Raw genomic sequence first — 20,316 nt, forward strand, 5'->3', positions numbered from 1 at the left:
AAATAGGCAATATTGACAATCAACGCAAGGATTTTGCCAAAATGACTTTCACCCATCAACCACCAAAACTTATCCTTTACGCCCAAAACGGCTGTAACGATTTTGTTTTTAATATTCCCTTTTCGCTGTTTCAAGCCACTTATCAAGGGCAAAAACTGTTTGATTTTGCGGTATGTAGCGACAATGGCAAGGCGATTGTCAGCGAATTTGGTGCAAAAATTGCGGTCAATGGCGATTTGTCACTGCTCAACACGGCGGACATCATAGTGATTAGTGGCTTTGTGGGTGATGTACCCAGTGCCAAATTATGCCAAAAATTGCAAACCGCCCACGCACAAGGCAAAAAAATCATTGGGCTGTGTTATGGCACTTTTGTGCTGGCTTTTGCGGATATATTGCAGGATAAAACGGTGGTGACGCATTGGGCGGGTGAGCGAGCATTTAAGGATAAATTTACAAATATTCAACTAGATAGCAATCGGCTTTATATTGATGACGGCAATATTTTGACATCAGCTGGGACATTTGCAGGCTTAGATTGTTGCTTGTATTTTATCCGTACACTGTATGGGGCAAAGGTAGCCAATGAGTTGGCTCGGAACTTGGTTTCTGCACCGCACCGTGAAGGCGGTCAAGCCCAGTTCAATGCTATCAGCCCAATTAGCCACGCAAAAGATAAAAAAATCAATGAATTATTGCAATTTTTAAGCGATAATTTGGACAAACCCCATACGCTTAATGAATTAGCAGAGCGAGTACATTTATCCAAAAGAAGTTTTCATCGTCATTTCAAATCCGCCACGCAAATGACATTAACCGAGTGGCTGACCGCCAAACGCCTAAGCCTTGCCCAAGAGCTGCTAGAAAGTACAGATTTTTCCATTGAAGTCATTGCCCATCAGACAGGCTTTGGCACGGCAAGCCATTTTAGAATGCAATTCAAGGCACGCTTTGGCGTATCACCACAAAGTTTTAGGAAAAGTTTTGGCGGATAAACTCTGTTTATCATCATAAACGGTGGTGTATTTTTCAAATCATCTCATCAATTTATCAACCAATTTTGGCACGCTTGTTATTCTCACGCCACAAAGTGCGTATCGACCTGTGAGTGTGCAGACGGTGATGGATTTTTTTGTGGAAAAATGGGATGGGAGGGGGGGAGAAGTTGGGCGTTTCAGGCAGCCTGAAAATATTTTGCAAAATTTCCACACAAAAACACCGCTTGAAAATCAAATTCAAACGGTGTTTATAAATTAACTGACTTTTAATTCCACCCAAGCCCTTTTGATGATTTCTTGACTGGCTTGTAATGCTAAAAATGCCAAAATAAACGCCACAATTAAATCAGGATATTTTGATTGAAAAAAATAAACTGCTATACCAGCCAAAATTACTGCCACATTACCAATCGCATCATTGCGAGAACAAAGCCATACACTTCGGACATTACTGTCGCCATCACGAAATTTTAATAATATCAACACTGCTGACACATTCACCAACAACGCCAAAAATCCTACAATACTCATTTCGCTATAACTAGGAATTTCCCCATAAAACACACGATAAACGGTTGTAATTAAAATAAATAAGCCAAAAACACCCATCGTTAGCCCTTTAACCATAGATGCTTTGGCACGGTAACTTAATGCCATTGGCAAAACAATCAAACTTATCAAATAATTGGCACTGTCGCCCAAGAAATCTAAACTGTCTGACAATAGTGAAGTTGAACCTGATTTAACCCCCATTACAATTTCCACAAAGAACATTGATAAATTTAACATCAAGACAATCCACAAGGCTTTTTTGTACTTGGGTGATTGGTGAATGGGCTGATTTGAACTGCAACAACTTTGGCACGCCATAACAAACTCCGAAAGAGGATTGAAATTTGCTATAATATAAACTCCGTAGTCATTACAGGGTCAAGTACAATGTCAAAAATTTTTCAAATTAAACAAGCCAGTGAACAAACAGGCGTACATTTGGAAACCATTCGTTATTATGAAAAACAAGGCTTAATCAAGCCAACTTTTCAAGCTAATGGCTACCGAGTTTTTGATGAAAATCAGCTAGAACAATTACGCTTTATTAAAACTTGTCGCAATCTCGGTTTTTCTTTAAAAGACATTCAGGTCTTATTGACATTCCAAACAACTCCCAATCATCAATGTGATGATGTTGATGAGTTAACCCAAAAACATTTATCGCATATCAATGAACAAATTAAGCAATTACAAGAAGTTAAATCATTTTTAGAACAAATTATTGGTTGTCAAAATAAAAAAATTGAAAATTGTCAAATCATTAAAAGTATTAAAGATAAAGGATAATGTTTCAGGCAGCCTGAAAATATTTTGCCAATAAAAAACACCGCTTTTATTTCTAAAAACGGTGTTTGTTAAACCTAAAATTAAATCAAACTTTCCAATTTTTCAATCAAAGTTTTGGCGTGGGCTTTGGCATTGTTTTGCAGATGTGCCAAATGTTCATCGTTATGCAAGCCTGCAATGTACAACGCACCATAAAGTGGGTACACGCCTTGCCATTCAAAGCCGGAATACAAAGCCGAATGTTTAACAGGCTTCACCAAATCTTCAATTTTTGCCACGATTTCGCCATTATAAGTGCCTTCTTGCGAGCCTGTGCTGGTAGAAACGAGCAATTTTTTACCGTGCATTTTGTCGCCACCTTCACCATAAGCAAAGCCGTAGAGCCACACATCGTCTAACCATTTTTTCAAAATCGCAGGGGTGTTAAACCAAAAAGTCGGGTATTGGAACAAGACCACATCGGCTTGCACCAACGCATTTTGTTCGGCTGGCGCATCAATTTTAAAATCAGGGTACAAATCAGACAAACGGCGAACGCTGATTTTGTCGCCAAAATGGTTTTCTAATTCTTTTAAAATTAATTGGTTGCTGACCGATTGATTTAAATCTTGGTGGGCAGAGATGACTAAAATTTTGCTCATAAAAGCTCCTAAAATAATATGGATATGGTTTGTGCCATATTTTAGTGTGATTGCTAATATTTCGATAGTACTTACATTTTTGTAAGTATGGAAATATTTTTTAATTGATTGATTTTTTTAGAAAAATACAAAATAGAAAAGTTGGGCGTTTCAGGTAGCCTGAAAACAAAAAAAACAACCTGAAAGCCAAATAAACAGCTTTCGGGTTATTTATTGAAAAATAAGAATTTATTTATCCTGACGGATACTCCATTGCACCCATTTCACAATCATCGGGCGCACCAGTAAAACACAAATAAATGCAATCGGCATGGCAATGGCATAGTTATACAAGACACGCCAAATATAACCGTCTGTTATGCCCGTATTGATTGCCACCAAAACTGCCGACATAAGCAATGCCATCACCAAAGCCATATAAAACGCCAATAATACATTAGCATATCGGCTGGGAAAAAAACCTTTAGCCATTTGATTATTCCATTTAGCATTCGCACATTTTGAAAAGCCGTCTGAAAAAACATGATTTCAGACGACTTTTCAATGATAACGATTAAGCTTGGAAACCTTCTACAATAATTCCCAACAATTTAGAGCCGTCTTCGCTTGACCAATCTTGTGCCAATTCGGCAATTAGTTGATTGGTGCTGGTAATGATTGCGCCTGCATCGCGCATACGGATTAACGCCATTTCATCGGCAAATTTGCTGGGCGAACCGCCTGCATCGGCAACCACTTGCACTTCATAACCTTGTTCCAACAAAGTCAAAACAGGATAAACGGTACACACATCATTGGTTACGCCTGCCACAATGATTTTTTTGCGTCCTGTCGCTTCAACAGCACGGGCAAAATTCGGGTCAGTCATGGCATTTACAATGCCAGCGCGTAAAATGCGGTTGTCAAATTCGGTTGGCAAAATGTCTTTCAATTCAGACAATAATGGACCTTGCGCGTTTTCTTCCATGCTGGAAGTCAAAATAGTGGGCATACCAATCGCTTTGGCAGATTTCGCCAACATCAAAGCGTGTTTTTTCATTTCATCAAAAGAAATCGAACCTACCCAACCCATTGTGCCAACTTGGTGGTCAATCAATAATAATGCGGCGTTTTGAGAAGAAAATACGTTTTTCATGGTGTTACCTATGTTTCGTTGTGTTGTTTAAGATGAAACGCATTATACGTTGTTTCTTAAATCGGATAAATAGGCTAAAATTGAAAACACTATTCGTTTAAATGGATAATAAACCATGAACTCACTGGACGATATGCAGTTATTTGTTGAAGTGGTGCAAAACAAAAGTTTTGTGAAAGCGGGGGAACGCTTGAATTTAGCCACTTCTACCGTGTCTTTGCGTATTCAGAAATTGGAACAGCGATTGGGATTGCGTTTGCTGAACCGCACCACGCGCAAAATTGAATTGACCGAAGCAGGCAGCCTGTATTTTGCCAAAGCCCACCACATCGTGCAGGAAGCCGAAACGGTACACGAAACCTTAACCGAAATGCTGTCTGAACCATCGGGAACGGTGCGCATTTCCATGCCTGTGGATTGGGCGTATCAGGCATTTGCCCCGCTTGTGCCGTTGTTTTATCGGCAGTTCCCTAAAATTAAGCTGGATATTGATACCAGTGCGCGTGTGGTGGATTTGATGAGCGAGCCGTTTGATGTGGCGTTGCGAATGGGCGAACCCAAAGATGTGAATTTGATTGCTCGATTGCTGGCGACTTATCCGTTTCATTTGTATGCGTCTGCCGATTATTTGGCGCAACACGGTACGCCACAATCGTTGGACGATTTGGCACATCATCAATGTTTGGCGTTTCGGCAGGAACAATGGCAGTTGTTTCGCAATGGGCAGGAAAAAATTTACAATTTTGACGCGGTGATGATTGGGCAAAATTTGGGTTTGCTGGAACGCTTGGTTACGCAAAACATGGGCGTGGCGTTGTTGCCTAATATTGTGGTTAAAAATAGGGATTTGTGTCGCGTGCTGCCTGAATGGTCGGGCAAGTCGTCTTGTTTGTACGCCATTACGACCACGCGCTTGTTGCCGAAAAAGGTGCAGGTGTTGATTGATTTTTTGCGCGAATATTTGTGATATGACGGGGATTGGATTTCAGGCTGCCTGAAAATAAAAACACCGCTTACATTTTTTTGTAAACGGTGTTTGATATTATACATTCAACATACGATTTGCTTTAATCACATTCTCATGCGAAAAATCGCCACCTGTCAGCTTAGGCAATTCGCCCACCGCATAAGCACGGTTTTGGCGGACGCTGTCGGCAGTTTGGGCAGAATTTTTACGGCGTTGGCGTAATTCATCAGCGGTACAATCACAGCAATAGCCTGCCGAATTCGGCTGTTGTTTCCACGAATTTGCCAAATCCCCACCATCTAACGCATCAAAACCGCACTCATCAACCAAGCCCATAATTAAGTGTTTTTGATGCTCATCATCGCCTGCCACCCACATCGCCAAACGGTTGCTTTGTTTTGGATTTTTGCCCAAATTGGCAAGAGAATGGGCAAGAAGCATATTAAACGCTTTGACCACTTTTCGCCCAGCCACTTTACTGACCCACAGGCTTTCAGGCTGTCCCTTGTCAATCTCATCAATGCGAGCATCACGAAATTCAGGATAATAATTGCCCGTATCCACAATCACGGTATCAGGCGACAAATTCGCCCACAAACTTTTGGGCAAATCAGCAATACTTGGGGTTGGCACGGACAAAATCAGCACATCAATGTCCACGCCCACCGTTTGTAAATCGGCAGGAATTGCGCCAATTTCTTTGGCAAAATCCGCCACGCTGTCAATGCCTTTTGAATTGGCGACCTTGACCATATGTCCCGTTTTTGCCAATTTTTTGGCGATGGTTCCGCCAATTTGTCCGATACCAATCACACCAATTTTCATATATTTTTCCTTACGCAATCTCTGCCATCAATTCATCAACCAATTCCTGCACGCTTTTCACACGGTAAATCTCGGAAATGCCATTACCCACCGACACATAACCGTGTTCAAAATCCCCTTCCAGCATACCCAAACGCATACCCGTACCCGCATTCATCACCTTGGCAATATCGGCACGAGTTGCCCCATTTTCGCTCATTTCAAAGCATTTTTTGGCGACTTCGGTTGGCAAAGAGCGGTAATAATACGGCTCGGTGCGGAACAATAACAAATCATTGGCAGTTGATTGAACAACCCAATCTTTCACTTTTTGACTGGCTCGGCACTCATGCGTCGCGATAAATGCCGTCCCCACCCACACGCCCTCTGCACCGAGCATAAACGCGGTCTGAACCGCTTTTTTATCGGCAATGCCACCAGCAAGCATCATTGGCAAATCCACCTTGCCCACAAATTCCGCCAATACATTAAAACTGCCAATTTCTTTCATCGGCAAGGTTCCGCCTTCATCAAAACCCGTCAGCACCAAAATATCCGCACCCAATTTTTGAGCTTTTAAAGCATCTGGCAAATTCGGATTGCCCAAACGGCAAATGATTTTAATGCCTGCCTGTTTGAGTTTGGCGTAAATTTGTTCGTCCAACCAACCATTATCCAGCACCACAGGCACTTGCTCTTCAATCAGCAAATCTACCATCAACGGAATCAGCGAAAAGTCATAAGACAACATAAATGGCACGCCAAAAGGCTTATCTGTCAAGGCTTTGACTTTGCTAATTTCGGCACGCATACGGTCTAATACATCTTGATTGGAGGTTGGATTGGTGGTTTGTCCAGCGTGTGGGGCTAAAAAGCCCAATCCGCCAGCATTGGCAACACTCGCCACTAAATGCGCATCGGTCAGCCACGACATTGGGGCTTGGACAATGGGGTATTTGATATTTAAAATTTGGCTAATGCGATTGTTTTGCATAATATTTTCTCTGATTTAAAAAATGGAATAAGCGTATTTTAGGTTATTCAAATTGAGAAAAGAATAGCGAATTTTGGGAAGTTAGTTTTCATTTATGGAAATTAACTTTCAGGCAGCCTGAAAACTTATTTTGCACATTTTCCAAACAAAAACACCGCTTATCATCACGATAAACGGTGTTTTGCTTTACTTTTTCGCCTGTTCCAAAACTGCCCGATAGCCATTCGCTCGTTCTTTAGAAAAATAGTCAATCACGGCAAACGAAGTCCCCAAAATAAGTAACGCCACCGCCCACGCTTTCCATTTCACGCCCACATCAAAATGCAATAACGCCAACGCCACCGCAAAACTAACCACACTAATCGCAATAGACATCGAATACAAATATTGAAAATTCGCTACCCGTTTTAATTCATCGACAACAAATTGCGTTTCGCCCACGGCTTGATAAGTGTCTGCCACGTTTGCCATGGTCTGTATATTGCTATAAATCATCGGCACACCAATCGCCAAAAAAAGCACCAAAAGCACCATCATCGGCACAAACAAGGCTTTCGCCCCTGTACTTTGCCCATAAAAATGGCACAGCAAACCAATCAGCCCCAAACAAACGCCCGCCCCCACAATAAACCATGCTTCCAAAATTTCGCCTTGATACCAAGCAATCGTGTGTTGATACATTTTATTATCCTAAAAAGTGAAAGGTTTTGGCATTATTAAAACACCAAAAACCATTGATTTTTAAAAATTACTTGGCACAAAAACCGCCATCAACATTTAAAATCGTTCCTGTCATAAACGGCACATCAGGCGATGCCAAAAACACAATCGCATTAGCAATAGAACTCGTATCGCCCATTTTATTCATCGGGTGAATGCCTGCAATTTTATCTTCTGGATAAACGCCTGCGTTAATAGCATTTTGCAAAATATCGGTTTTAATTGCCCCAGGGGCAACGGCATTGACCCGAATGCCTTGTGTCGCATAATCCAATGACGCTGACTTGGTTAAGCCGACCACTGCGTGTTTGCTTGCCGAATATTGCGAAGTAAATTCAATGCCATTTAAACCTGCAATAGACGCCAAATTAACCACCACGCCACCGCCAGTTTTGAGCATGGCGTCAATGGCGTATTTCATTCCCCAAAATAGCCCCATCACATTGACTTCAATCAACTCACGGAAATTTTCGGTAGAATGTTGATGTAATGGTACATTTTCACGCCCTGCAATGCCTGAATTATTGACCATTACATCAATTTTACCAAAATGGGCAACGGCTTGTTCAATCAAGGCTTTGACTTCATTTTCTTGGGTAATGTCTGTTTTGACAAAAATCGCATTCGTACCCAATGATTTGATTTCATTGATAACTTCTAAACCTTCTTTTTCACGGCGACCGCTGACCACGATATTGTCGCCTAATTTGGCAAATGCCAATGCCGTTTCTTTGCCGATACCCGATGTTGCCCCAGTAATGACGATAGTGCGTTTCATAAAAAATCCTTGTGTGTGTTGAAAATTTAAGATGAGCGTATTTTAGGAGATTTTTATGTGTTAAAATAGCTATAAATGATATTCAAATTTCATCATATCCATACAAAATACATAAAAAGTATGCTTATGATGAAATTAACCAGCAAATAGTTTAACCAACGAGTAAGCCATGAACAAAACCGACCTGCGTGTGATTAAAACACGCGAAACCATGCACCGTGCTTTAATTGATTTGTTGCACGAAAAGCCATTTAACGAGATTACCGCCAAAGATGTGATTGAAAAAGCGAGGGTTAATCGCACGACTTTTTACCGTTATTATTCGGGACTGGTTTCTTTAATTGATGAAGTGTTTTTTGATTTTAAACAAAAATTTGCGGATTTGCTTGCCAATGAACATTGCCAAACCGAACAAGTTTTTCAAGATTTTCTCAATTCTCGGCACACTATTTCAGCGTTATGGAAAATCCAATCTCGCCGTTATGGGCTATATGATGATATGCACAAAATGTTGCGAGTTGCTTTTGCTGATGAATTGGTTAAGCAAAATATGGTGGGACATTCTTTGCATTATCAATCATTTATTTGTGCCAGTTTGTGTATGGAAAGTTTGCGATATGCGATTTTGCATAATGAAACCATGAGTTTGAAACAGAGCATTGATGATATTAAATCATTGACTGGTTTATTTTGAATTTGTATTTTCAGGCAGTCTGAAAGTTATTTTAAATAAAAAACACCGCTTGAATTGCTCCAAACGGTGTTTTTACGCTTTACAAGATTAAAACATACTGCGACCACTGGCAGTTTTGGCTGGCACGGCTTGCAGAACATCCCAATGCTCTACGATTTTACCATTTTCATCAAAACGAAAAATGTCCACCACTGCACTGCCCAAGCTGTCTGGCGTTGGTTGGCTATGAATGTGCAACACCACCAAATCGCCTTCGGCAATCGCACGCTTGATGTGTGAGCGAGCTTGTGGGGCTTGGCTGACAAATCCGCCAATGCCTTTGACAAAGGCTTCTTTGCCGTCCGCCACCATTGGATTGTGCTGTAAATAAACATCACCAATGTATTTATCAGCGGCTTCTTGGACTTTGTGCTGATTAAATGCCAAATCATAAAAAGCAATGGCATTGGCTTTATTGCGTTCAGTCTTGGATTGAACCACTGATTTGACACTTGTTTCGGCTTTTTGTGCGGTATTGGATTCGCTTTGGCAACCTGTTATAGCTTGAAATATACTTAAAAATCATCATGTTTATAAATTAGAAAATTCACTTAGGGTCATATAAAAATGTCTATCAGATGGGAAAATATTAAACCTTTAAAAGGTTCTCAAAATAATGCTTTTGAAGAACTGGTATGTCAATTGGCACGCCAAGAGTTTAGATCAAAAGGCAAATTTACCAGAATTTCTGCCCCTGATGGCGGTATTGAAGCAATGTGTGAATTTTCAGATGGCTCATTATATGGATGGCAAGCCAAATACTTTTTGAGTTCATTTTCATCGTCACAATGGAGACAAATTGAAGATTCTTTCAAGGAATCTTTAAAAAATTATCCAAACCTTACAAAATATTATGTTTGCGTCGCAACTGATAGAGCAAATGCCAACATATCTGGAAACAAATCTTTTCTTACAAAATGGGAGGAGTATGTCCAAAAATGGAAAGAATTCGCTCAATCACAAGGTCGTGAAATAGAATTTGAATTTTGGGGAAGTTTTGAATTATCTGATTTATTATCAAAACCAAAAAATGCAGGTAAAAAATTCTTTTGGTTTAATGAAAATGAATTATCAGATAAATGGTTTGAACAATACAATCAATTAGCTATTAGCAATCTTGGTGTTCGTTATACACCAGAAATCAATGTTGATTTACCCATTACAATGCAATTAGAAAGCTTGGCAAGAACAAAAATTTTTAAAGAAAATTTTGGAAACCAATTTAGCCAATTATTAATAGATGTTAAATCACAATATCAATCTCTGTATCGTTATGAAGAGTTAGATCAGTATTTTGAGCCTGTATACAAACTTTTAATTAAAGAACTTAATTTATCAATAATTGATGATTTAGAAATAATCATTAATATTGATTTATTAATTCAAAAAATCAATGAGTTGATAATACATCTTGAAGATTTCTCTAAAAATTATTTAAATAAAGAAGAAAAAAACAATAATGACTATTACTATTTCAGAAAATTAATCAGCTGATTAGAAGATATTATTCAGTTGTTAAATTCATCTGAATTGTCATTATTCAATGGCAAAGTGCTTGTTTTAACTGGTCAAGCTGGTAATGGTAAATCTCATTTATTAGGAGATTTTGTCCAAAAGAGTCAATCTTCGGGAAAATATGCTTTGCTATTATTGGGTCAAGATTTTACTGAAAAATCTAATGTTTGGAGCCAAATTTTCAAGCAGTTAAATCTAAATAATACAACACCTGATGTTTTTTTGTCAGCTTTGAATAGCATAGGAGAAATGCAGAAAGAACGGGTTATTTTAGCCATAGATGCCTTAAATGAAGGTGAGGGAAAATCTTTGTGGAATAACCAACTCAATGGATTAATTGAATTAGTAAGTCAATATTCAAACATTGGGCTAGTGATTAGTGTACGAGACAGTTACCAAGAAATTATTTTGAATCAATTAACCACAAAAAATAAAGAAAAATTATGTTATGTCCATCATACAGGATTTATGGATAATGAATTTGAAGCTATTCAAATATTTTTTCCCTACTACGGCTTACAACTACCTAGTGTGCCATTGCTCAATCCAGAATTTTCTAATCCATTGTATTTAAAATTATTTTGTGAGTCTTTAAGATTTCAAGGGGAGACTTGTGTTCCGAGAGGTCATAAGGGATTGAATAACATTATAAAATTTTACTTAGATGGGGTTGAGAAACATATTTGCAAACAAATTGAACAAGATATTGGTTTAAACTTAGTTCAAAGAGCAATCAATGTGATTGCAAAATTACAATTAGAGGAAAATAAATTTAGCTTGGATTATATTACAGCCAAGAGGGGGTGCGAAATGAATTAATAGAAGACATTGCAGAATCAGATGCTAAAAGATTTCTTGATTACTTAATTAAAGAAAATGTTATTAGTAAAAATGCTTACTATAACAGAGATGAAGAGTATATTTATTTCAATTATGAAAGGATTGGGGAATATCAAAAAGCGAATTTAATATTAAAACATATTCACAACCAAGATGATTTTGTTCAATGGTTAAATAGCGAACAAGGAAAAAACCTATGTAACAGCGTTGGTTTTAATAGAGGTGTATGGGAAGCATTGAGTGTATTATTACCAGAACGATTTGATTTTGAAGTGTTTGAAGTGCTTGATTGCTCAAAAGATTGGGTTTGGTTTGAAATTATTGTGGAAAATCTCTTTTGGAGGCAGCCTGAAACAATCAATCTGCAGAAACTACGACAGTTTTTCAAAACTAATCAATATTTCAATCAAGCAACTTGGACTGATGTTTTGTATCAACTGGCTACCGAAATTAATCACCCGTTAAATATAAAATATTTGCACAATACACTGCATTCTTTTTCTTTAGCAGATAGAGATGCCGTTTGGACTGCTTTTATTGCATTAAATTCTGATGAATGCCCAGCAATAGATAGATTATTGACTTGGTGTTATAAATCAAGTGGTCAAGAAAATATTGAACCAGAAGTATTATTGCTGGGTGCAATCGCTGTAAGTTGGTTATTTACTTCTACTGATAAACAAAGTAGAAATAAACATATCAATGCATTGGCTCATTTATTATGGAATAGATTGGACATTGCATTAGAATTATTTAAAGAATTTCATACAGTTAATGACCCATATGTGATGGAAGGTATTTTATCTGCCATTCATGGTGCTGTTGTCTATTCAGAAAATATATCTTATTTAAAAGAACTTGCATTAGAAATAGACAATCAAATATTTAATAAACCTGAAAAAGAAGAAATCTATCCCAATGTTTTGGTTCGTGATTATTCTCGCCATATTATTGAATATTCTTTACAAAAAGATAATTATTCATCAAATAATATTGATTTAATCAGAGAAAGAATCACACCACCATATAAAAGTTCTTTTCCTAATATTCTACCAACAAATGAAGAAATTGATGAAAAGTATCATTCTGATGGACAAAGAATAATTATTCGTTCAATGACAACGGAGTATGGTCGTGGGACAGGCGGATATGGTGATTTTGGCAGATACACTTTTGAAGCTAAGTTTCGTCAATGGGAAAGTTATAAATTAGGCAATATTATTGATGTTAATTTATTAAGCAATTATGCCTGCCAAATGATTTTTGAGCAATTTGGTTATGATGATGAAAAGCATCTGAAATTTGATAGGGAAAGCTATTCAAGATATTGGCGAAGAGATGATACCAGTAAAATTGAGCGAATTGGTAAAAAGTACCAATGGTTGGCTTTATACGAAATTTTGGCAAGAGTGATGGATAATTTTCCTGCTTTTGTTGATAGCTATAATGATAAATCAGAACGTGATTATATGAGAAATTTAGATGATTTTTATTTACCAAAAACTCAAATTAAAATTTCACCGCCAACTAGAACCGATGTATTCTCTCAATACAAAAATCAAAAACCATGCCAAACCAAACATTATTTTACCATCCAAGATAATGAATTAATTGATGAATGGGTACAAACCAATGATTTTCCTGATATTAGCAATTTGCTGGAATTGACGATTAATGGTGAAAAATGGCTTGTTTTAGAAAGACACGATGATTTTCGCGAAATGGCAAAATTCGGGCAAAAAGAAACTTATGATATTCAAAAATGGCTGCAAATACGCAGTTATTTAGTTAAAGAAACTCAATACTTAAAAGCCAAAACTTGGTTGCAACAACAAAATTTTATGGGAAGATGGATGCCAGAAAGTAATGAATATTATAATATTGATGTTAATCAATTTTTTGCTAAAAATACATTCAATGAATGGCAAGAAATTTCTAGGTATCAAGATATTGAACCACCTTCATTTAAAGTTATACCTAGTGTAAATTCCTATATTTGGGAATCTACTTATGGTAATGATGGTATTTCATTTTATGCCCCTAACCCTATTATTTATCACGGAATGAAAATGCAAAATTGTATTAAAAATGGCTATTGGGTTAATTCACAAAATAATTTAATCTGTTTTAATCCGCAGATAAATGATGAATTTCAAAATAGTTTATTGGTTAAAAAGGATGAATTCTTAAATTTCGTAAAAGAGCATAAATTAAAATTAATTTGGACTGTTTTAGGTGAGAAACATGCTTATACACAAAGCAAATTTTTACAAGAGCTTTCGGGAGTTTATTATCTGCATGGGAAAAATCAGCAAGCAAATGGTAATGTTTCAAATAGCATTCAAGAGATTCAACATTGGGGAAATGAACAATGAACCTAAACGCCCTATCCCTATTTGTTTCTGTCGTCCAAGACGGCAGTCTCTCCAAAGCATCGGAACGGCTGAATGTACCGATTGCCACCATTAGCCGTCAAATTACAGAATTGGAAAAATCGCTCAATATTCAACTATTTGACCGCAAAAAATCAGGCGTTAAGCCGACAATGACAGGGCAAAAGCTTTATGAACAAGTGTATCAAAACATCGATAATTTATTGCAAGTAGAAAAAGCATTCTCTGAACATCAAGAAATTAGCGGAACATTACGCATTTCCACCTTTACAGGATTGGAAGAAGTTTGGGTGTGGCTCGATGAATTTGGCACGAAATATCCCAAAGTGAGCATTCATTGCCAAGTAACCGACCGAGTTTTGGATTTGGTGGAAGATAATATTGATTTTGCGTTTCGGGCAGGGGATTTGCATACCGATAATGCGGTGGCGCGTTTGGTGCTGACGGCAAAAGTCAAATGCGTGGCACATCCGCATTTATTGGCACAATACGGCACCCCGACAACGCCTGATGGTTTAGTGCGTTTTCCTTGTGTGGGTTTTGCCAAAGCCGAACAAAAAGAGTTGATGATTACATTAGAAAATAAGATGCTGAAATTACCTTATGTGTTTGCGTCAAACGATGTGTATGCCATCGCTTATTTAATTCAACAAGGGCGTGGTGTGGGGCATTTACCTGAAACGATTGCCAATCGTTTGATTGAAGAATATGGCTTGGTGGAAGTGTTGCACGATTACCCGATGCGGACTTATCCTGTGCATTTGTTGTATTTGAAACATCGTTATCCGTCTTCGGTGATGCGTGCGTTTTTGGATTTTGTGATGGAGAAAGTGGGGTTTTTGGCAGTTTAAAGTGGTTTGATGGATGCTTTGTAAGAAATTTCGTACACAGATTGCCGATTTTTGCCACTGTTTACGACACTGTCATTTTGGCATAATACGCATAACAGCAATGGAAACCGATACAGGATGTATCAAGCAAGGATGATCAGCTGTTCGTATGGAAACACCGTAAGGATGCACGCAGGATATGCACCAAAAAGCCACAAGTTAACGTGAACCGCACCCCAAAAGTTAGGCAACCTTTGGGGTGTTTTTATGACCAAATACACAATGGACTTTAAACTTGAAGTCATTGATCATTATCACAATGGACTTAGTTGCAATCAGATTGTACCGGTACACTGATGCGGCAATTGCTTGGATAATGCAGTGATAGAGAGTTTCTTTGGGGCGTTAAAAGAAGAAATCTTCTTTAATGGCAAAAAAGTAGAAGATTTACATCAACCGATGAACTTGGATAAGTGATTGATGAGTGTATTCACTACTACAATCATGATAGAATAAAAGTAAAATTAAAAGGACTGAGTCCTGTACAATACAGAACTCAGTCCTTTATTAAACCTTAACCGTTAATCTTAGTGTCTAAGAATTGGGTTGGTTCACCGACGATAAAGCGGTTTTTTGATTGATCAATAAATCAATTATTGCTCAATGCCTTTCATGGTCAGCTTGATGCGGCCACGGTTATCGATGTCTTGGACTTGGACTTTGACCACTTGACCTTCTTTTAGGTAGTCACTGACATTCTCGACGCGCTCATCTGAGATTTGGCTGATGTGTACCAGACCATCAGTACCTGGTAGGATGGTCACGAACGCACCAAAATCAACGATACGCGCCACTGTACCTTCATAGACAGTGCCCACTTCCACTTCAGCGGTGATCGCTTCGATTTGTGTCATTGCTGCACGCGTCGATGCTTTATCCATACCAAAGATGCGGATTGTGCCGTTGTCTTCGATGTCGATGGTTGCGCCAGTGTCTTCGGTCAGCTGACGGATGGTCGCGCCGCCTTTACCGATGACATCGCGGATTTTTTCTGGGTTAATGTTCATGGTTGCGTAGTTTGGCGCATAGGCATTGATCTCGGTGCGGCTTGTTGAGATAACTTCATTCATCGCAGCCAAGATGTGGATACGGCCAGCATGAGCTTGTTTCAGCGCTTGCTCCATGATGTCGGCGGTGATACCTTCGATCTTGATGTCCATCTGTAGCGCGGTGATGCCTTCGGTCGTACCTGCTACTTTAAAGTCCATATCACCCAAGTGGTCTTCGTCACCTAGGATGTCAGATAGTACGGCAAAACGCTCGCCTTCTTTGACCAGACCCATCGCAATACCTGCCACAGGTGCTTTTAGCGGTACGCCTGCATCCATCAATGATAGTGATGCACCGCACACAGATGCCATAGATGATGAACCGTTTGATTCGGTGATTTCTGATACCACACGGATGGTGTAAGGGAAGCGATCAGCGGCTGGTAGCATGGCTTGGACACCACGGCGAGCTAGGCGACCATGACCAATCTCACGGCGTTTTGGCGCACCTTCACGACCTGTCTCACCCACTGAGAAATGCGGGAAGTTGTAATGTAGCATGAAGTGGTCTTGCTTAGTGCCTGCCAAAGTATCCACCAAGTTTACATCACGGCTAGTACCTAGTGTGGTCACGACCAAAGCCTGTGTCTCACCACGGGTAAACAGTGCTGAGCCGTGCGTATAAGGCAATACACCCACTTGGATATCCAATGCACGCACAGTCTCAAGGTCACGGCCGTCGATACGTGGTTTGCCTGATAGAATATTGTCACGCACGGTGCGGTATTTTAGCTCTTCGAACAATGCTTTGATGTCATCAACACGCTCAGCATAACCCTCGCTCTCAGCATCGTCTGCCAATGCTTCGATGGCTTCGTTTTTGATTTCATCTAGGCGAGCATAGCGATCTTGCTTGACGGTGATGGTATAAGCTTCGCTCACTTTGTCAGTAAAGCCTGCCTTAAGTGCGTTGTTTAGCTCTTCGTTAATTGCAGGGGCGACAAATTCTTGCTTGGCATTGCCAACAGCTGCAGCAAAGGCATTGATGTTATCAATCACGATTTGTTGCTGTGCATGGCCATACAGTACCGCGCCCAGCATCTGATCTTCTGACAGCTCGCGCGCTTCTGACTCTACCATCAAGACCGCTGACTTAGTACCAGCAACGACCAAATCCAAGTCGCTTTGTTTCATCTGTGCCAGATTTGGGTTTAGGACATATTCACCATTGATAAAGCCGACACGAGCGGCACCGATTGGGCCATTAAATGGTGCAGGTGAAATCGCCAATGCCGCTGACGCACCAATCATCGCCGCGATGTCAGCATCTTGGCTCTTATCTGATGAGATGGTGGTGGCGGTGATTTGGATTTCGTTGTAGTAGCCTTCTGGGAATAGTGGGCGGATTGGACGGTCAATCAAACGAGATGTCAGCGTCTCAAACTCGCTGGCACGGCCTTCACGCTTGCCATAGCCACCTGGGATTTTGCCCGATGCGTACATTTTTTCTTGATAATTGACGGTCAGTGGGAAGAAATTTTGACCAGCAACAGCTTCTGGACGCACAACCACAGCAACCAGCACAGACACACCACCCATGTGCACAAGCACTGAGTTTGCTTGGCGTGCGATACGGCCAGTTTCTAGGACAACTTGTTGGTTGCCATATTGAAATTCTTGACGAATGGTATTAAACATAAACTTTTCCTAATAAATGAACTTTGGCAATATCTAAAGCCCTAAGCCATTACACCGATTGGAAATCCAACTTGTGCCATGCCTTAGAGTTCTAAATACCTGCCAAATTTTGCTTAAAATTAACGAAAAAACGGCACGCAAAAAGCACGCCGTTTTTTATTATCGTAAACAGGACTTACCTGTCGCCACAAGAGCGAATTAACGACGCAGACCCAGTGAACCGATTAGGTCGGTATAACGATTTAGGTCTTTACCTTTTAGGTAGTCAAGCAGCTTACGGCGTTGGTTAACCATACGGATTAGGCCACGACGGCTGTGATGGTCAGCTTTGTGTGCTTTGAAGTGGTCTTGTAGGTCGTTGATACGAGCAGTCAATAGTGCTACTTGCACTTCTGGGCTACCAGTGTCATTTTCAGCGCGCTTGTATTTAGCGATGATGTCGATACGATCTTGATTCGTTAGCATAACAATTTCCTAATAAGCAATGCAGTGATATTCGGGCAAGCATTGCATTGCTAAAGCTTGCCTAAGCCAATTGGCACTTAAACGCAGATTATAACAGATTTGAGCGTGCTTGTCAGCTTATTTTGTGGTATTTTGGTGCAAAATTTCACAAAAACAAACCCATCGATCATCTGACCGATGGGTTTGTATTGATGAATTTGGCTTAAAAATTCATACGCACGCCGACATTAGCACCTGTTTGGGTGACTTTGGTATCGCCAACTTTACCCAAATAGTTATATTCGCCGCTGACATTGACCGCCACCGCAGGGGTTGCTTGATAGCTGACACCCACGATACCGCCGACGCCGACACGCGTGTCAGTATTGGTGTCGTCGCTATAGCCACAGACCGAACCCAAACCTACCGATGACACACAGCGGCGCAAATCTTGGCTCAAGAAGTTCACACCCACGCGCGCGCCAACATATGGCGTGACGCGACTAGTATTTTTGAAATCATAAAACGCGCTTGCGCCGATCGAATGTGCATAAGTGTCATATTCGTCACGCACATAAGTGGTGCCGCTGCGCCAGTGGTAGTTGTCTTCAGCATTGCCAAAATAGCTGTAATCATAGGCATAGCGGTAGCTGCCTTTATCTTTACCGACGCTGATGCGACCGCCGACACCATCTTCATCACGCTCGGCATCACCGAAGTCGAAATTTAGATCCGAGTAGCCGATGTCCGCTTGCCAATACCATTGATTGGTGCTTTGTTCGATGTCATAAATAGATGCCTGTGCAGCGCTGGTAGTGAAAATCGCCGCTGCCAAAAGTGCTAATTTTTTCATAAATTCACCGTATTTTTTGTGATTGGTTGGGTGCATTGTACGCACAATCTGCCTAGATGACAAGCTGACTTGATGATGAAACAGGGCTTTTGTTGAAAAATTTTGTAACATTTGCCGAAAATTTAGACAATCGCCAAACAGCTGTCTAAACTTTGTGCAATTCTCCAAAACTGCTTAACAAACAAGCCCTACGCCACCAATTTTTTCGGCTGTAATCGCCCTGTATTTGCCACTTCACCCAAGCCCAAAAATTCGCCATCGGCATACAGTCTGACTAGGCAAGTCTCTGTAAAGCTTGGCAAGGTATTCACGCGGTCTTTGACATTCAGCCGCTGCCCAAGCTTAAGGCGCGCTGCCTCATCATCATTTACCGCCAAAATCGGCAAATGCATTAGCATCGCATCGATCGGCAGCAGCCTGCCAAGCCGCTCAGCCATTGGCAAAGCTTCAAACGCATCCATGCTAATGGCGTCATCAATACCAAAGCCACCCGTCAAAGTACGACGCAAACTCGTCAAATGCCCAAGCGTGCCAAGTCGTTTGGCAATGTCTTCGCCAAGCACACGCACATAAGTGCCTTTTGAGCAAATGACTGACAGCCTAATATGCTCATCATCAAGCTTGGTTAGGCTCAAATGGTGAATGGTGATGGCTCGTGGCGCACGCTCAATCTCGATGCCGTCTCGGGCATATTCGTAGAGCTTTTTGCCGTCTTTTTTGAGCGCGGAGTACATCGGCGGGATTTGACTTTGTGCGCCTGTCATAGCAGCGGCAATCTGATCTAACTCCGCTTGGCTAAAGTTTGGCACGAAAGCTGTATCAATCACTTGCCCATCAGCATCGCCCGAATCGGTCGCTACGCCTAGGCGAATAGTCGCCGTGTAGCCTTTATCAGCATCCAGTCCATATTGTGCAAATTTGGTCGCTTCGCCAAATACCAACGGCAAAAGCCCAGTCGCCATCGGATCAAGCGTGCCTGTATGCCCTGCTTTTTTGGAATCTTGGCTGTCTGATTTGAACAAAAACTTCGCCTTTGCCAATGCCGAATGCGAGCTGATGCCTTGGGACTTATCCAATAATAAAATCCCTGAAATGACGGTCTTAGCACTCATCACTCACTCTGCCGTCTCATCATCATAATGCTGTTCGCTCTCATGTGTCTTTTTCATCGCCTGATTGACCAAATCCATCATGTGATTGCCATGCGCCGTCACTTCATCATAATGAAATCTTAGGCGTGGCGTGGTGCGAGTTTTCATCGTGTGCGATAATTCGGTACGCAAAAACCCTGACGCACGGTTCAAGATAGCGACACTCTCACGGTGGCTATCAATGTTCATGCCTGTGTCATTATGCGGCTCAAGGATGGTCACATACACATCAGCATAACCCAAATCAGGGCTGACCTTGACACTTGAGATGGTCACAAATCCCGTCAAGCGTGGATCGTTAATCTCATCGCGAATCAAAGTGGCAAGCGTTCGCTGAATTTGATCAGCAAGTCGTTGTAAGCGTTGGCTCATTGAATTTTTTCCAATAAATAATAAATTTTAACTTATCCACCAAAGACAACTTGGATAAAGGTC

Annotated in this window: 22 protein-coding genes and 1 pseudogene; 9 read left to right on the forward strand and 14 right to left on the reverse strand. The window is 40.4% G+C overall.

Annotation, left to right across the window (positions count from 1 at the left end):
- Positions 1-41: 41 nt before the first annotated feature.
- On the forward strand, positions 42-995 hold the full coding sequence (locus tag NGM44_RS04515; protein WP_253224420.1) for a GlxA family transcriptional regulator: 954 nt from the start codon (positions 42-44) through the stop codon (positions 993-995).
- A 258-nt stretch (positions 996-1,253) separates the two neighbouring features.
- Here NGM44_RS04515 and NGM44_RS04520 read toward each other — a convergent pair whose 3' ends face one another.
- A complete protein-coding gene (locus NGM44_RS04520) occupies positions 1,254-1,868 on the reverse strand; it encodes a cation diffusion facilitator family transporter (protein WP_253224421.1) in 615 nt (204 codons plus the stop codon).
- Positions 1,869-1,937: 69 nt separating this feature from the next.
- Between NGM44_RS04520 and NGM44_RS04525 the strand changes: the two genes are divergently transcribed.
- Positions 1,938-2,336 (forward strand): MerR family transcriptional regulator, encoded by a 399-nt coding sequence (locus tag NGM44_RS04525; protein WP_253224422.1) that lies wholly within the window; start codon positions 1,938-1,940, stop codon positions 2,334-2,336.
- A gap of 80 nt (positions 2,337-2,416) precedes the next feature.
- On the opposite strand, the gene NGM44_RS04530 is transcribed toward NGM44_RS04525, so the two are convergent.
- The 3 genes from NGM44_RS04530 to NGM44_RS04540 all read right to left on the reverse strand — a co-directional run bounded on the left by NGM44_RS04530 (position 2,417) and on the right by NGM44_RS04540 (position 4,112).
- The gene (locus tag NGM44_RS04530; RefSeq protein ID WP_253224423.1) at positions 2,417-2,977 is read right to left on the reverse strand and encodes an NAD(P)H-dependent oxidoreductase; all 561 of its coding nucleotides are present in this window, start codon (positions 2,975-2,977) and stop codon (positions 2,417-2,419) included.
- Between the two features lie 228 nt (positions 2,978-3,205).
- Complete coding sequence (locus NGM44_RS04535) at positions 3,206-3,448, reverse strand: DUF2798 domain-containing protein (protein ID WP_253224424.1); 243 nt, start codon at positions 3,446-3,448, stop codon at positions 3,206-3,208.
- A gap of 82 nt (positions 3,449-3,530) precedes the next feature.
- Positions 3,531-4,112, reverse strand: coding sequence for an isochorismatase family protein (locus NGM44_RS04540; RefSeq protein ID WP_253224425.1), 582 nt, complete (start codon positions 4,110-4,112; stop codon positions 3,531-3,533).
- Positions 4,113-4,227: 115 nt separating this feature from the next.
- On the opposite strand from NGM44_RS04540, the gene NGM44_RS04545 reads away from it, so the two are divergent.
- On the forward strand, positions 4,228-5,079 hold the full coding sequence (locus NGM44_RS04545; RefSeq protein ID WP_253224426.1) for a LysR family transcriptional regulator: 852 nt from the start codon (positions 4,228-4,230) through the stop codon (positions 5,077-5,079).
- A 75-nt stretch (positions 5,080-5,154) separates the two neighbouring features.
- Here NGM44_RS04545 and NGM44_RS04550 read toward each other — a convergent pair whose 3' ends face one another.
- The 4 genes from NGM44_RS04550 to NGM44_RS04565 form a co-directional block, all read right to left on the reverse strand.
- The gene (locus tag NGM44_RS04550) at positions 5,155-5,904 is read right to left on the reverse strand and encodes an NADPH-dependent F420 reductase (protein ID WP_253224427.1); all 750 of its coding nucleotides are present in this window, start codon (positions 5,902-5,904) and stop codon (positions 5,155-5,157) included.
- Between the two features lie 10 nt (positions 5,905-5,914).
- Positions 5,915-6,877: a nitronate monooxygenase family protein gene (locus NGM44_RS04555; RefSeq protein WP_253224428.1), complete on the reverse strand. Its 963-nt coding sequence runs from the start codon at positions 6,875-6,877 to the stop codon at positions 5,915-5,917.
- A 186-nt stretch (positions 6,878-7,063) separates the two neighbouring features.
- Entirely contained in the window at positions 7,064-7,558 is a 495-nt protein-coding gene (locus NGM44_RS04560) for a hypothetical protein (RefSeq protein WP_253224429.1), read from the reverse strand.
- Positions 7,559-7,625: 67 nt separating this feature from the next.
- On the reverse strand, positions 7,626-8,375 hold the full coding sequence (locus NGM44_RS04565) for an SDR family NAD(P)-dependent oxidoreductase (RefSeq protein WP_135711076.1): 750 nt from the start codon (positions 8,373-8,375) through the stop codon (positions 7,626-7,628).
- Positions 8,376-8,565: 190 nt separating this feature from the next.
- Between NGM44_RS04565 and NGM44_RS04570 the strand changes: the two genes are divergently transcribed.
- Positions 8,566-9,069, forward strand: a complete 504-nt coding sequence (locus NGM44_RS04570) for a TetR/AcrR family transcriptional regulator (protein ID WP_253224430.1) — start codon at positions 8,566-8,568, stop codon at positions 9,067-9,069.
- A gap of 87 nt (positions 9,070-9,156) precedes the next feature.
- Here NGM44_RS04570 and NGM44_RS04575 read toward each other — a convergent pair whose 3' ends face one another.
- Positions 9,157-9,549 carry a nuclear transport factor 2 family protein gene (locus NGM44_RS04575; RefSeq protein ID WP_253224431.1) on the reverse strand — a complete coding sequence of 131 codons (393 nt, stop codon included), beginning with the start codon at positions 9,547-9,549 and terminating at the stop codon, positions 9,157-9,159.
- Positions 9,550-9,675: 126 nt separating this feature from the next.
- Between NGM44_RS04575 and NGM44_RS04580 the strand changes: the two genes are divergently transcribed.
- The 5 genes and pseudogenes from NGM44_RS04580 to NGM44_RS04600 form a co-directional block, all read left to right on the forward strand.
- Positions 9,676-10,602 (forward strand): hypothetical protein, encoded by a 927-nt coding sequence (locus tag NGM44_RS04580; RefSeq protein ID WP_253224432.1) that lies wholly within the window; start codon positions 9,676-9,678, stop codon positions 10,600-10,602.
- Positions 10,603-10,620: 18 nt separating this feature from the next.
- Positions 10,621-11,442 (forward strand): hypothetical protein, encoded by an 822-nt coding sequence (locus tag NGM44_RS04585; RefSeq protein WP_253224433.1) that lies wholly within the window; start codon positions 10,621-10,623, stop codon positions 11,440-11,442.
- On the forward strand, positions 11,427-13,838 hold the full coding sequence (locus NGM44_RS04590; protein ID WP_253224434.1) for a hypothetical protein: 2,412 nt from the start codon (positions 11,427-11,429) through the stop codon (positions 13,836-13,838). The genes NGM44_RS04585 and NGM44_RS04590 overlap by 16 nt, the downstream gene beginning before the upstream one ends.
- Positions 13,835-14,707, forward strand: coding sequence for a LysR family transcriptional regulator (locus NGM44_RS04595; RefSeq protein WP_253224435.1), 873 nt, complete (start codon positions 13,835-13,837; stop codon positions 14,705-14,707). The genes NGM44_RS04590 and NGM44_RS04595 overlap by 4 nt, the downstream gene beginning before the upstream one ends.
- Before the next feature lie 339 nt (positions 14,708-15,046).
- Positions 15,047-15,264 (forward strand): annotated as a pseudogene (locus tag NGM44_RS04600) (IS3 family transposase); the annotation flags it as partial.
- 75 nt (positions 15,265-15,339) lie between these two features.
- Here NGM44_RS04600 and pnp read toward each other — a convergent pair.
- From pnp to NGM44_RS04625, 5 genes are all read right to left on the reverse strand, one after another.
- Positions 15,340-17,433: a polyribonucleotide nucleotidyltransferase gene (pnp, locus tag NGM44_RS04605; RefSeq protein ID WP_253224436.1), complete on the reverse strand. Its 2,094-nt coding sequence runs from the start codon at positions 17,431-17,433 to the stop codon at positions 15,340-15,342.
- 198 nt (positions 17,434-17,631) lie between these two features.
- Entirely contained in the window at positions 17,632-17,898 is a 267-nt protein-coding gene (rpsO, locus tag NGM44_RS04610) for a 30S ribosomal protein S15 (RefSeq protein ID WP_253224437.1), read from the reverse strand.
- Between the two features lie 202 nt (positions 17,899-18,100).
- Positions 18,101-18,730, reverse strand: coding sequence for an opacity family porin (locus NGM44_RS04615; RefSeq protein WP_253224438.1), 630 nt, complete (start codon positions 18,728-18,730; stop codon positions 18,101-18,103).
- A gap of 188 nt (positions 18,731-18,918) precedes the next feature.
- Entirely contained in the window at positions 18,919-19,842 is a 924-nt protein-coding gene (gene truB, locus NGM44_RS04620) for a tRNA pseudouridine(55) synthase TruB (protein WP_253224439.1), read from the reverse strand.
- A 3-nt stretch (positions 19,843-19,845) separates the two neighbouring features.
- A complete protein-coding gene (locus NGM44_RS04625) occupies positions 19,846-20,253 on the reverse strand; it encodes a ribosome-binding factor A (protein WP_078317276.1) in 408 nt (135 codons plus the stop codon).
- Between the last annotated feature and the right edge of the window lie 63 nt (positions 20,254-20,316).

It is taken from the genome of Moraxella sp. FZFQ2102, assembly GCF_024137865.1.
Classification (GTDB): Bacteria; Pseudomonadota; Gammaproteobacteria; order Pseudomonadales; family Moraxellaceae; genus Moraxella.